Below are 12,971 nucleotides of genomic sequence, written 5' to 3' on the forward strand. Positions count from 1 at the left end.
GCACTTCCCGCCCGCCGAGACCTACGCCGCCGAAGTCACCGCACGGGAACTCGGCCACGCAGTGGCCACCTTCAAGGACAAGGCCATCGCATCCCACTCACTGCTGCCCTACGGCTACGGCGACGGAGGTGGTGGACCGACCCGCGAAATGGCCGAGCGGTTGCGCCGCTTCGCGGATCTGGAGGGAGCCCCCAAGGTGACTCCCCGGACACCGCATGAGTTCTTCGAGGACGCCGAGGCCGAGCTGCGAGAGGTCAGCGAAACCACACCATCCATGGCACCGGTCTACCGGGGCGAGCTCTACCTCGAACTGCACCGGGGCACACTGACGTCGCAGACGGCCATGAAGCAGCACAACCGGCGCTGTGAGTCACTGCTGCGGGCGGCGGAGTACCTGAGTGCGGCGGCGAGCCTCCTGCGGGGCAGCCCCTATCCTCACGAAGAGCTCGATGACATCTGGCGCAGCGTGCTCCTGCTCCAGTTCCACGACATCCTGCCGGGCACCTCGATCAGCTGGGTGCACCGCGAGGCCCGCGACACCTACCAGTCCCTCGAAACGCGTCTGCACGCACTGATCGAGCAGTCCGTCGCGGCATTCGGCCGCGAGCGGTCCGGACCGGCCACTGGCGTCCTGCCGCCCTTCGTCCCGGACTGGTCCACCCCGTCAGCGAGCGACGGAGTCCCGGTCAAGGTCATCGACAGCGACGCCGGCACCGTGCTGGACAACGATGTCGTGCGGGTGGTGATCGACAAGACAGGACACGTCACCTCACTCGTCGACACACGAAACGGCCGTGAGGTCGTGCCACCCGGTCGACGCCTCAACGAACTGCAGCTCTTCCGCGACGAACCGGTGTGCTGGGACGCGTGGGACGTGGACCGACACGCGCTGCGCCACCCCGAGGTCATCGACGATGTCACCGCCCGCCGTGTCCTCCACGAGGGGCCGGATGCCGGCATCGAGGTGGTCCGGCGCGTCGGCACCTCGACGATCACTCTGACCATGTGGCTGCGAGCGGGCACCGCCCGGCTGGAGACCGAGTGCGTCGTCGACTGGCAGGAACGCGAACGCCTCCTGAAGACCGCAGTGCCGGTGCACATCATGGCCAGGACCGCGCGCTTCGAGACCCAGTACGGGTACGTCGAGCGGCCGCTGCTGGTGAACACCGAGGCCGAGGAGGCGATGTTCGAGGCTGCGATGCACCGCTACGTGCAAGTCTCCGACGGTGGCCACTACGGTCTGGCGGTCATCAACAACACCATGTACGGTGCCGACGCCCGCGCCGAGTCGGACAGCACCGTGTTCCGGCTGTCGCTGCTGCGCGGCGCGCGCTTCCCCGATCCGGACGCCGATGTGGGCCGGCACACCTTCCGCTGGGCCGTGCTGCCGGGGGCCGATGTGCCAACGGCAGTGGAGAGCGCCGCCTCGTTCAACGCCCCCGACATCGCCGTGCTGCCTCACCTCGCCCCGCTGGTGGGTCTGAAGCTGCTCACCGGTCACGCGATCGTCGACTGGGTGAAGCTGGCCGACGACGGTTCGGGCGACCTCGTCGTGCGGGTGTACGAGACCCAAGGAGGCCCGGCGCGCGCGCTGCTGCACCTGTGTGACGCCCTCGGTCCGGACGCCGTCGTCCGGGAGACGGACCTGCTCGAACGCGAGCCCGCGGCCGATGGTCCTCCCCTGGCGTTGTCCGGCACGTCCGGCGATGCCCGCCCCGCGGACGGCGCGCACCTCGAGCTCGGTCCCTTCCAGGTGGCGACCCTGCGGATCACGCGCTGAATCCCACTACCCCCATCCCCCACCCCCACGCGAGAGAGCACACCCACAGCAAGTAGAAGGAGCAAGTGCATGACCATGATCTCACGACGCGGTCGCCTCGCCCTCATGGCGGGGCTGGCGATTGGTTCCCTGGTGCTGTCCGGCTGCGGCAGTGACATGAACTCATCGTCGAAGCCCTCGGACGACGGGAAGGTCGCCGGGAAGATCACGTTCCAGACGTGGAACCTGAAGAACGACAAGTTCACGTCGTACTTCAACACCCTCATCGCCGCGTTCGAGAAGGCCCACCCCGGCACGGACATCAAGTGGGTGGACCAGCCGGCCGAGGGCTACCAGGACAAGCTGTCCGCGGACGCCGCGGCCGGGTCCCTTCCCGATGTGATCGACATGGGGCCGGAGTCCGCCTACACCCTGGGACAGGCGGGCGTCCTGCTCAACCTCGAGAAGGACGACCCCGGAGCCAGGAAGCTGTACCTGGACAAGGCGTGGGAGGCCATGACGTTCAAAAAGCTCGGCGGGACCTACGGCTACCCCTGGTACCTCAACACGGGGCCCTCATTCTTCAACACAGCCCTGTTCAAGAAGTGCGGACTGGACCCGAAGCACCTGCCCGAAACCTTCGACGAACTCTTCGACCAAGCCGAGATCATGGGCAAAAACTGCAAGGACACCCCGATGATGGCCAGGATGCCCTCCATCGAGCTGTTCGGCGCGTATGGCGTACCCCTCATGAATTCGGCCGGCACGAAGTTCACCTACAACGACGCCAAGGGCGTCGAGCTCGTCGAGCACTTCCGCAAGCTGTACGCCGGCAAAGCTTTGACCAAGGAGGCGCTGAACAACCTCCAGACCAAGGAGCTCGAGACGTTCAAGGCAGGCCGCCTGGGCTATATGGGGGGCAGCTCCTACACGCTGGACGACCTCAAGGCGACCGCGCCCAACGTCTACAAGACGCTGGGCATCGGACCGGCCATCACCAACGGAGCCCCGAACACGTACATGGAGTCGCTGGTGGTGAACGCGGGATCCAAGCACAAAACGCTGGCCAAGGCATTCGCCAGGTACGTCACCAATCCCGCCAACCAGCTCGCCTTCGGCAAGAAGGCTTCGGTGTTCCCCTCTACCGTCGGTTCAATGGACGACCCGTACTTCACCAAGGACGACGGGCAACCGTCCACCAAGGTGCGCCTGCAGAGCGCCGCTCAGGTCAAGAAGGCGGTCGTGTATTGGCCGGCTGCCTTCTCCGGCGGCGCCGACCAGGACACGCTGCGAGAGCAGCTCGCCCTGGCTGTGATCGGTAAAAAGAGCGTGAAGGATGCGCTGGACACGTCGGTGAAGTTCTCCAACGACCGTCTGGCCTCGCAGCGATGACGCTTACCGCTCAGCGCACTGAAACCCCGCGGCGGACCGGACGTTCGGCCCGCCGCGTGCGGCACGGACTGGCGACTCACCGCTGGCCCCTGGCCCCCTGGTTGTTTCTGCTGCCGGCCCTGGCGGCCGTCGTGCTGATGGTTCTCCTGCCGTTCGTCAACACGCTGGGAATCTCGTTCACGGACGCCACCTTGCTGCGCGGCGGCCAGTTCGTCGGCTGGGAGAATTTCCGGCAGATGTTCGCCGACGAGCGGTTCAGCACCGCCTTGCTGAACTCCACGCTGTACACGCTCTGTGTGGTGCCGTTCATGGTCGTACTGCCCCTCATACTGGCCACGCTGGTCAGCAGGGCCGAACGCCTGGCCGGGTTCTTCCGCACGACCATGTATCTTCCCGTGATCATGTCGCCGGTCGTTGTCGGCCTGATCTGGACGAACATGCTCGACCAGCGCGGCCTGGTGAACGAGGTGCTCGGTACGCTCCATGCGGTCACCGAGCCCGTGCCCTTCCTCAGCGACCGCTGGCTCCTGCTGTTCAGCGCCATGTTCGTCACCATATGGACAGGGCTGGGCTACTATATGATCGTCTATCTCGCGGCCCTGGTGAACATCGACCGGAGTCTTTATGACGCCGCCGCCGTGGACGGCGCGGGAGTGGTGCGCACCTTTCTCAGCATCACGGTCCCCGGAGTGCGCTCCACCATGGCGCTCATCTCCGTGCTGTCCTCCGTGGCCGCTTTCCGGGTGTTCGGCGAGATCTACGTCCTCACCGGCGGGACCGGCGGCGTGGGCGGCGGCGACATCACCATGACCATGCTCATCCAGCGTGAGGGCACCGGCCTACAGGCCCGGACCGGATACGCCAGCGCGATCAGCGTGTTCATGTTCGTCATCGTCGGCGGAATGCTGCTCGTGCAACTCATCATGCAACGCAAGCAGAGGACCTCGTGATGTTCTCCTTCTCCTCCCACGCGCCGCCCGCCAAGGGCAACCGCGGTCGTCGCCCCAAGCGGCTGGGAACCATCGCCCAGTACCTGATCCTCACCCTGATGACCGTACTGATGGCAGGCCCGCTGCTGTGGCAGCTATCTCTGTCGCTCAAGAGCTCGGGCGAGTCACTGTACGAGCGGCCACCGCGGCTCCTCCCCGAGCATCCGACGTGGCACAACTTCGTCGCGGTCCTGGACCGCATCCCCGTCCCGCACTACTTCCTCAACTCCCTGCTGGTGGCGGGCATGGCCGTGATCGGCAACGTGGTCGGCGCCACCTGTGCCGGATACGCACTCGGCAAGCTGCGCTTCCGCGGGCGCGGTGTGGCCACCGCGGTCTTCGTGGCAGCGCTGCTCGTACCGGGCGAGATCGTGCTGATCTCCCAGTTCCTCTTGGTGCGCAACGCCGGCCTTGCCAACACCCTGGTCGGCGTCGTCCTGCCGACCATCGTCGCGGCTTTGAACGTGCTGTTGATGCGCAACGCGTTCGCCAGCCTGCCCGCCGAGTTCGACGAGGCGGCGATCGTCGACGGCGCCAATGTGTGGCAGCGGTTCATCCGTGTGTCGCTGCCCCAGGTCAAAGGCGTCATCACCGTCGTGGCGATCTTCTCCTTCATCGGCTCGTGGAACGACTTCCTGTGGCCGCTCATCGTCCTGTCCGACGAGAGCAACTACACCCTGACCGTCGGTCTGAACCGGCTGCGCGGCACCTTCTACTCCGATCCGCGCCTCGTCGCGGCGGGCACGATCATCGCTCTGATCCCGATCGTGGCGTTCTTCGCCATCTTGCAACGTTACTTCTTCCGCGGCCTCGAAGAGGGCGGGTTGAAAGGCTGAAATGCTGAGATTCGGTGTCAACTACACCCCCTCCCAGGACTGGTTCTACTCCTGGCTCGACCCGGATTGGGGGGCCGCTCGTCGCGACATGAAGGCGATAGCCGCCCTCGGTCTGGACCATGTCCGCATCCTGCCACTGTGGCCCGTGATCCAGCCCAACCGGTCACTGATCCGCCGCCGCGCACTCGACGAGGTCCGGCGCATGGTGGAGATCGCCGGTATGGCCGGGCTCGACGCCTGCGTCGACGTCCTGCAAGGACACCTGTCCGGATTCGACTTCGTCCCGAGCTGGCTGGCCAACTGGCACCGACGCAGCATGTTCAGTGACCCCGGCGCGATCGCGGCGCAGGCACGCCTGGTCGAGGCGCTCGACGAGCGTCTGCGCGACCTGCCCAACTTCCTGGGTCTGACCCTGGGCAACGAGGTCAACCAGTTCACGTCCTCGCTCCACCCGAGCCCGATGCCCGCCTCCACGGAGCAGGTGACCGCCTGGCTCGAGGCACTGCACGGCGCGGGCTCGCGGGAGGAACACCACTTCCGGCTCAACGCCGAGTACGACGCCGTCTGGTACGCCGACGACCATGCCTTCGTACCGACCCACTCCGCCCGTTACGGCCAGATGAGCGTCATCCATTCCTGGATCTTCAACGGCACCGCTCAGGGATATGGAGCGATGTCCCACGAGAGCGTCCACCACGCCGCCTACCTCATCGAGCTGTCGCGGGCCTTCGCCGTCGACACGGCGCGGCCGGTGTGGCTGCAGGAGGTCGGCGCCCCGCTCAACCACCTCACCGAGGAGCAGGCCCCCGACTTCTGCGCACAGACGGTCCGGGCGGCAGCCGACAGCGAGATGCTGTGGGGGGTCACCTGGTGGTGCTCCCACGATGTCGAACGCCGACTGGCCGACTTCCCCGACCTGGAACACAGCCTCGGACTGATCGACGCCGACGGTTCGGTCAAGCCGCTCGGCCACCGCTTCGCCGAACTCGCCGCGGAGCTGCGCAGCCGGCCACGCCCCGAGCCCCGGCACCAGGCGGTCGTCGTCCCCGTAGACGACGATGAGGTCCCCCTCTCGCGCGCCGAACTGTCACCCGGGGGCGGTGTCTTCGAGACGTGGATGGACATGACCCGCCGCGGCGGCCGTCCCACCCTGGTCACCTCCAAGGTCGCCGGCGATTCGGGTGCGCTCAGTGCTCGTGGTGTCGAGCACCTCGTCCACGCCGAGCCCACCGGCCGCACGTTCTACAGCTCGGTCAGCGACGCCGAGGTTCTCGAAAGGAGGGCTGTACATGCCGAAGGCTGAGCGGGTCCAGAGCGCCGCTGCCTCCCCGGCCGACGGGACATCCGGGGTCGACCGGCTGCTGGCTGAGATGTCCCTGCGCGAGAAGGTGGGCCAGCTCAACCAGCGGCTGTACGGCTGGCAGGCCGTCGAGCGCGCCCCGCGAGGCGGCTTCCGCCTGACCGGCCTCGCCCGGGCCGAACTCGACCGCTGGGGCGGGCTCGGAGCGCTCTACGGGCTCTTCCGCGCCGACGCCTGGTCGGGCCGCTCATGGGCCGACGGGATCCGCCCGGAGGAACGAGCGGAGGTTGCCGCCTACGTCCAGGACGAGGTGGCCCTGGCGGGCCGCCACGGCATCGGGGTCCTGCTGACCGAGGAGGCTCCGCACGGTCACCAGGCGCTCGGTGGAACGCTGCTGCCCACCAACCTTTCCGTGGCCTGCGGCTGGGATCCCGTGCTGCTCCGCGAGGCCGCGGCGGCCGTCGCCGCCGAACTCGCCGCCAGCGGGGTGCATCTCGCGCTCGTGTCGTGCCTCGACCTCCTGCGCGATCCCCGATGGGGACGCGCGGAGGAGTGCTTCGGAGAGGACCCGCTGCTGGCCGCCGAACTCACCGCCGCCGTGGTGAGCGGAATGCAGGGCGGCGGCCGCAGCATCGGCAAGGACGGCGTGGCGGTGGTCGTCAAGCATCTGGCAGCCCAGGGCGAGGCCGTAGGAGGACGCAACGGCCAGTCCGCCGTGATCGGCTTCCGAGACCTTCACGAACTGCACCTGCCTGCAGTCCGTGCCGCGGTGGACGCCGGGGCACTGGGGTTCATGGCGGCCTACAACGACATCGACGGCGTGCCGTGCTGCGCCAACCGCGACCTGCTCACCGGCTACCTGCGTGGCGTATGCGGATTCGACGGCATCGTCATGTCCGACGGGCTGGCCGTGGACCGCCTGGCCGCGGCGACCGGCGACAAGACGACCGCGGCGGTGGCCGCGCTCGGGGCCGGAGTGGACCTGTCCCTCTGGGACGAGTCCTTCTCCCTGCTGGAGGCGGCGGCGACCGATCCGCGCGTGGTCCAGTTGATCGACACCGCCTGCCGCCGGATCCTTGTGCTCAAACAGCGCATGGGTCTGCTTTCGACCAGCGGTCAGGCCGCGGCGGGCAAGACGACGGGTACCGGCGGCGACACGCTGTCCACCGCGCGCGAACGCCTGGCGCCGGCCGCCCGCACCACCGACCGGCTCTCGGCACGTCTGGCCCGGCGGTCCCTCGTCCTGCTGCACAACCGCCAAGGGCTGCTGCCACTGAGCCCCGAGATGCTTACCAGGGTCGTCCTGATGGGCCCCAACGCACGGGACGCCACCGCGATGCTGGGCGACTACGTGCCGCCGCTGCCCGACGGAGCGGCCACAGGCGTGGATCTCGCGCTGCGCAAGGCGCTGCCGAACACGGAGGTCGTCTGCCCGTCGGGCATACCCTCGGCTCTCGACCTGCACGGAGCGGACGCCGTGATCCTGCTGCTCGGCGGCACCAGCCACCGGCCGTACGGCGAACAGTTCGCAGCCAACGGGGCCATCGCCGGAGCGGCCACCGTGGCCACCGCCGGAGAAGGAGTCGACCTGGCCGACGTCTCTCTGCCCGGCGGCCAGGACAACCTGGTCGCCGCGGTGCGTGAACGAGCCCGCTGCCCCGTGATCGCCGTCGTCGTCGCCGGCCGTCCCCATGTCCTGACAACCGTCCGGGACAACACCGATGCCATTCTGTGGGCCGGCTACCCCGGACCCCACGGTGGTGCGGCGATCACCGAAGCACTGCTCGGCCTCAGCGAACCCACCGGTCGACTGCCGTTCACCGCGCCCAGCCACGCCGGTGCCGTGCCGGTCCGCTACAACGACCGCCATCCGGCCGGTGACGTATACCGGGATGCTCCGGAACCAGTGCTCTTCCCATTCGGCTTCGGACTGCGCTACCGGCCCGTACGCTTCGAGAAATGTACCGCCGAGGTGGACCGGTCCACAGTTCGGGTGAGTGTCGAGGCCGTCAGCACGACCGACGGGGACGACACCGAGGCCATCGTGCCGCTTTTCGGCCACCTCACCGGCGGCTCGGTGCTACCTCGCCAACGCGAACTGCTCGCCTTCCGCAGGGTCACCGTACCTGGGGGCGGCCGCACCACCGTCGCCTGGGAACTTCCCGCGGAGCGCTGTTTCGCCGAGGGCGCGACGGGCCGCGCCCGCACGGACCTGTACGTCGCGGACCTACAGCACACCATCCGCCCGTACGGTGCCCGGCCGTCCGCAGCCCCGGCGGCCACGCCCCTGTCCGACACATAGCGGAGTACCCATGCCGGGACCACACCGAGGATTGACTCGGCGTGGTCGTTGCTGACCTCCTGCGCTGGAACCGGCCGAGGACACCGACGCCGAACTGCTGCACTCCGGACCTCGCCATGAACCTGGGCGAACTCCAACTGACCGCGGACAACCGGGAGTCCGCTCCCCGCAGGCCCAACGGGTTTACGGTGGACCGCGTTTCACACTGCGGGGCGTGGCCTTCTACGACCCCTTCCGCCGGACTGCCGACGGCGGCAGGCAGTGGCTGGGGCGCACCTTCGACGGTGCGTACTGCGTGCCCGCCCTGGCGCTCGGCGCCAGTACCGGCGCCGACCGGCTGGAGCTGGAGCTGGAGCTGGAGCTGGAGGCAGTGTCCCCGACGGGCCGTCGCAGCAAGTCGGCTCGCACCACGCTGACCTGGTGACCACGAGGCCGCCACCGACTGACCGGCGGCGACCTCCGCGGCCGGACTGACTCTTCCTTGCCACCGCCGCACCCATCCGTCCGACGAAAGGAACTGAAATGTCTCGCATAGAACCGCAGTTGCCCTTCACCATGTACCGGCGTGGTTTCCTCGCGGCAGCGGGGGCGACGCTGGCGGCGACCGTGGCCGGTACCTGGGGCGGCCAGACGGCCGCCGCCGCGGTGCCGCAGCCGCGCGGAGCCTCGCCCTCCGGCGCCGCCCCGAGCTTTCCCCCCACCCAGACGGAACTGCAGCCGGGCAGTCCCGAGGGCGTGCAAGCCCTCCTGGCCTACGATATCGCCGCCGACCCCAACGCGGCCTACATGCGCAGCCACGTGCCGTGCGCCAGCCGGATCGACCTCCCGGCGGCGGTACAGGCCAACCCACGGCTGAGCCCGCGACCGCAGATCTTCAGCCTCAACACCTTCTACTGGCCGATCCAGGCGGGCGCGCCGTCCTTCCGCCACACCCGCTACGGCTTCGACCAGTACCCGTACATCACCAGGTTCGCCCACTACCAGGACTACATGGGCGACTGGATGGGCCTCTCGGGCCGATCGGACTGCACACCGAACCCGGCGTGCGTCGACGCCGCCCACCGCAACGGCGCGCTGGCTCTCGGGACCATCTTCCAGCCCTACTTCTCAGCGACACCGGGCGCCGTCACGGACTTCATCGCCAAGGACTCCAAGGGCGGCTACCTGGTCGGCGACAAGCTTGTCGACCTCGCCGCCTACTTCGGATACGACGGGTACTTCCTCAACATCGAGGGAAAGACGATTACCCGCAGTCAGGCCGATGACCTCGCCGCGATGTTCGAGTCAATGCACGCCCGCGCGCACGCGAAGGGCATGCCCGCCTTCTACCTGCAGATCTACGACGCGCTGTGGACGGACGGCTCGGGCGAGTACGAGAACCGATTCAACGAGCACAACGCAGACTGGATCGTCCCCGGGCGCGAGGTCGACAGCATGTTTGTCAACTACGCCTGGCCGCAGGGCTTCGCCCAACCCGACTACGCGCACGACGAGGATTACGTCGCGCCGTCGGTGGCACTCGCCGAACAGCGTGGACTGGACCCCTTCCGGACGCTGTTCTTCGCCCTGGACATCGGGGAGGAGAACGACGGGGTGCATGCCAACGCTCTCGACTACTACGTGGACCAGGTCATCCCGCTCAACGGAGAGCGGCCGCCGGTGGCAAGTCTGGCGCTGTTCAGCCAGGCCGACCGGCTGGTCTCGCGTGCCCGCGCCCAGCTCGGCTCGCAGGCGTCCGACCTGTCGGCGCTGCAGGAGGCGGTCCACATCGCGGACCGCAGATTCTGGTCGGGCAGAGCGGAGAACCCGGCCGTCCCCGCCACACCGGTCCATCCCACCGTCGAGCAAGCGGTAAGCCCGCAATGGGTTCCGCAGTACGGCATCGCCAACTTCGTCCCGGAGCGGTCGGTCATCGCGAAGCTGCCGTTCACCACCCGCTTCAACACCGGGCAGGGCGACCGGTTCTTCCTGCGCGGGGCCCCGGCCGGACAGCGCGTCTGGTACAGCATGAGCATCCAGGACGTGCTGCCGACCTGGCAGTGGTGGACCCGCGACCTGCACGGGGTGACCGGCACCGAGGGACTGCTCCACATCGACTACGACCACTCTGTGGCCTACGACGGCGGCAACTCTCTTCGCCTCAGCGGTCGGCTGAGCGAAGGCGCCGGCACCGAGGCCCGGTTGTTCAAGACCGCCATCCACGCCGACCGGCCGGTGGTGGTGTCCCTGCTCGTCCGCGAAGGCTCGCGCGGCTCGACCGGACTCGTGCGTCTGGGAGTCAGCTACGCCGATGCTCCGGACCGCACGGTGTGGCTGACGGCGAGGGGCCGACGAGCGGGCGTCAACGGGTGGCGGCGGCTCGAATTCGAAGCCGCTCCGCGCCGTGGCGCACTGATCACCGCGGTCTCCGTGGGCGTGGTGGCGCCTTCCGGTGCGCCCCGGGGCGACTACACCGTGTACGTCGGCGAGCTGCGGATCGTGGCGCGCGGCGCGGCGCAACAGCCGGCGGCGCCCACCGGACTTCGCGTCGACGCGAGCGCCCCCAGCCGCAGCGGCAGCGGGTTGACCGTGGGGCTGCGCTGGCGGTCGGCCCCCGACGGGGTCTGGTACTACGACCTGCGGAGCGCCGGTGCGTCGCCGCAGTGGCTGGGCCGGATCTCCGGCGACGCGTACGTCCTCGACGCCGTCAGCCCGGGCGCCCGCGTTGCCCTCGTGGCGGTGGCCCCCGACGGGACCGAGAGCGAACCGGCAGTTGTGACAGTCCGGTAGCCGTCTCTGGGGAAGGGCGCACGAGCGCGCAGCCCCTTCAGGCAGGGCTCATCGCGGCTCGTCGGCGGAGGAACGCAGCAGGTGGACGCATGCCGTCCGCATGATCGATCGCATCTGTCCGTGAGCGTTCCTCCGTCTGTCCCGATTTGACTGATTTGGATCTCATCGGGGAGACGAGACAGCCCCTCGGGGCGTGACAGCTCAGACGTGAGAAAGCTTGTCCGGGTTGATGACCCTGCGGTACGCGGTTATCAGACCGTCTGTGATCCGGGTCCACAGAGTAGACACGGCCCTCCCGGTGGAACACCAAGGCGGGCTCGCCGCCGACCTCGACGAGGCCGATGCGGTCCGGACGCAACTGGCGGCCCACCCGCACCATCACCTCGGCGACGCGCTCACCACCACAGATGAGCTTGCGCGCTGCGGCAGATGTACGGCGGAGCAGGTTTCACCCTGCTCCGCCACCGCATCCTCCTCGGGTAAAGTCACCCTCCGCTACCACCGAAAGTGAGACAGGGTCTCACTGGACAGACTCGCGCCTGGAAGAGGCATGCGGTCTGTTCGATTCGGGGGTCGGGGTGACCGGGACAGCGTGTCGGGTGACGATCCGTCGGGTCTGGACGACGACAGCGCCGCCGAGGAGCGCTGCCACGACGATGACCCAGAGCCCGGAGCTGGTGTTGTGGGTGGCGTCGACGATGTAGCCGATCGCGAGCGGGCCGAGCCAGCCGCCGAGGTTCCCGACCGAGTTGATCGTGGCCACCGCGGACGCCGCTCGGATCCCGGTGAACATCTGCGAGCTCAGCGACCAGAAGATCGCTTGTGGGCCGAGGATCCCTGCCGCGGCCACTGACATCAGCGCGAGCCGGATAGCCGGCGAGTCGACGAGCAAGCTCATGCCCATCGCAATGCCGGCGATCGCCGGCGGGAGACCCATATGCCAGTAGTACTCACGGTGACGGTCGGCGCTGCGCGGCAGCAGGAACAGCGCTACCGCGGCACAGATATACGGGATGGACGTGAGCAGGCCGGTGACGGTGTCAGTGACGCCGAAGCCCTTGACGATAGTCGGCATCCAGAAGCTCAGCCCGTAGGCGGCCAGGACCATCAGCAGGAACTGTGCGACGAAGAACCAGACCCGCCCGCTCTTGAGCGGGGCGAGGGGGTTGTGCTTGTCGTGGCGCGGCCCGGCTTCGCGGTCGAGTTCATTCTTGATCCATTCGCGCTGGTCGGGCGCGAGCCACTTGGCCTTCTCCGGCCCTTCGGGCAGGTAGACGAGAGTGACGGCGCCGAGGATCACCGCCGGAATACCCGTCGCCAGGAAGATCCACTGCCAGCCGGCGAGGCCGAGCGTGCCGTCGAGGTTGCTGAGTACCCCGAGCAGCGGGTTGCCCAGAGCGAAGGAGACCGGGTTGGCGAAGATGAACAGCCCGAAGATCCGTGCGCGGTGACGGTTCGGGTACCACTTGGTGAGGAAATATCAGCCAGACGATCTTCGCCGTCGAGTCGGCGATGGATGAACTCGCCCGCGCGCTCGGCATGGACCCGATCGCCTTCCGGGAACGTAACGTGATCCGGCCGGGCGACGCCATGGTGAGCTTCGGCACCGAGCCGGATGACGTCG

General features: G+C 68.2%; 10 protein-coding genes and 1 pseudogene. 10 read left to right on the forward strand and 1 reads right to left on the reverse strand.

What is annotated here, in order from left to right:
- The 9 genes from KN815_RS21370 to KN815_RS21410 form a co-directional block, all read left to right on the forward strand.
- The coding region (locus KN815_RS21370; RefSeq protein ID WP_253209146.1) for an alpha-mannosidase at positions 1-1,780 on the forward strand (1,780 nt) is incomplete at its 5' end.
- Between the two features lie 69 nt (positions 1,781-1,849).
- Positions 1,850-3,151: an ABC transporter substrate-binding protein gene (locus tag KN815_RS21375; protein WP_253209147.1), complete on the forward strand. Its 1,302-nt coding sequence runs from the start codon at positions 1,850-1,852 to the stop codon at positions 3,149-3,151.
- Entirely contained in the window at positions 3,148-4,101 is a 954-nt protein-coding gene (locus KN815_RS21380) for a carbohydrate ABC transporter permease (protein ID WP_216343549.1), read from the forward strand. Before KN815_RS21375 ends, KN815_RS21380 begins: the two co-directional genes overlap by 4 nt.
- Positions 4,101-4,976 (forward strand): carbohydrate ABC transporter permease, encoded by an 876-nt coding sequence (locus KN815_RS21385; protein WP_216343550.1) that lies wholly within the window; start codon positions 4,101-4,103, stop codon positions 4,974-4,976. The genes KN815_RS21380 and KN815_RS21385 overlap by 1 nt, the downstream gene beginning before the upstream one ends.
- Before the next feature lies 1 nt (position 4,977).
- Complete coding sequence (locus tag KN815_RS21390; protein ID WP_216343551.1) at positions 4,978-6,279, forward strand: glycoside hydrolase 5 family protein; 1,302 nt, start codon at positions 4,978-4,980, stop codon at positions 6,277-6,279.
- On the forward strand, positions 6,266-8,578 hold the full coding sequence (locus KN815_RS21395) for a glycoside hydrolase family 3 protein (RefSeq protein ID WP_216343552.1): 2,313 nt from the start codon (positions 6,266-6,268) through the stop codon (positions 8,576-8,578). The genes KN815_RS21390 and KN815_RS21395 overlap by 14 nt, the downstream gene beginning before the upstream one ends.
- Positions 8,579-8,792: 214 nt before the next feature.
- A complete protein-coding gene (locus tag KN815_RS21400) occupies positions 8,793-9,002 on the forward strand; it encodes a hypothetical protein (protein WP_216343553.1) in 210 nt (69 codons plus the stop codon).
- 98 nt (positions 9,003-9,100) lie between these two features.
- Complete coding sequence (locus tag KN815_RS21405; protein WP_216343554.1) at positions 9,101-11,347, forward strand: endo-beta-N-acetylglucosaminidase; 2,247 nt, start codon at positions 9,101-9,103, stop codon at positions 11,345-11,347.
- Positions 11,348-11,645: 298 nt separating this feature from the next.
- Positions 11,646-11,858, forward strand: a complete 213-nt coding sequence (locus KN815_RS21410; protein ID WP_216343555.1) for a hypothetical protein — start codon at positions 11,646-11,648, stop codon at positions 11,856-11,858.
- Positions 11,859-11,867: 9 nt separating this feature from the next.
- On the opposite strand, the pseudogene KN815_RS21415 reads toward KN815_RS21410, so the two are convergent.
- A pseudogene (locus KN815_RS21415) lies at positions 11,868-12,812 on the reverse strand (MFS transporter); the annotation flags it as partial.
- A 26-nt stretch (positions 12,813-12,838) separates the two neighbouring features.
- Here KN815_RS21415 and KN815_RS21420 point away from each other — a divergent pair.
- On the forward strand, positions 12,839-12,971 hold a 133-nt coding region (locus KN815_RS21420; protein WP_308403665.1), incomplete at its 3' end, for a molybdopterin cofactor-binding domain-containing protein.

Source organism: Streptomyces niphimycinicus (genome assembly GCF_018883605.1).
Taxonomy (GTDB): domain Bacteria; phylum Actinomycetota; class Actinomycetes; order Streptomycetales; family Streptomycetaceae; genus Streptomyces; species Streptomyces niphimycinicus.

Bases quoted from the DNA above. Each gene is read 5' to 3' on its own strand.
- KN815_RS21375 (WP_253209147.1), top strand. From the start codon at position 1,850: ATGACCATGATCTCACGACGCGGTCGCCTCGCCCTCATGGCGGGGCTG.
- KN815_RS21390 (WP_216343551.1), top strand. From the start codon at position 4,978: ATGCTGAGATTCGGTGTCAACTACACCCCCTCCCAGGACTGGTTCTAC.
- KN815_RS21385 (WP_216343550.1), top strand. From the start codon at position 4,101: ATGTTCTCCTTCTCCTCCCACGCGCCGCCCGCCAAGGGCAACCGCGGT.
- KN815_RS21380 (WP_216343549.1), top strand. From the start codon at position 3,148: ATGACGCTTACCGCTCAGCGCACTGAAACCCCGCGGCGGACCGGACGT.
- KN815_RS21395 (WP_216343552.1), top strand. From the start codon at position 6,266: ATGCCGAAGGCTGAGCGGGTCCAGAGCGCCGCTGCCTCCCCGGCCGAC.
- KN815_RS21405 (WP_216343554.1), top strand. From the start codon at position 9,101: ATGTCTCGCATAGAACCGCAGTTGCCCTTCACCATGTACCGGCGTGGT.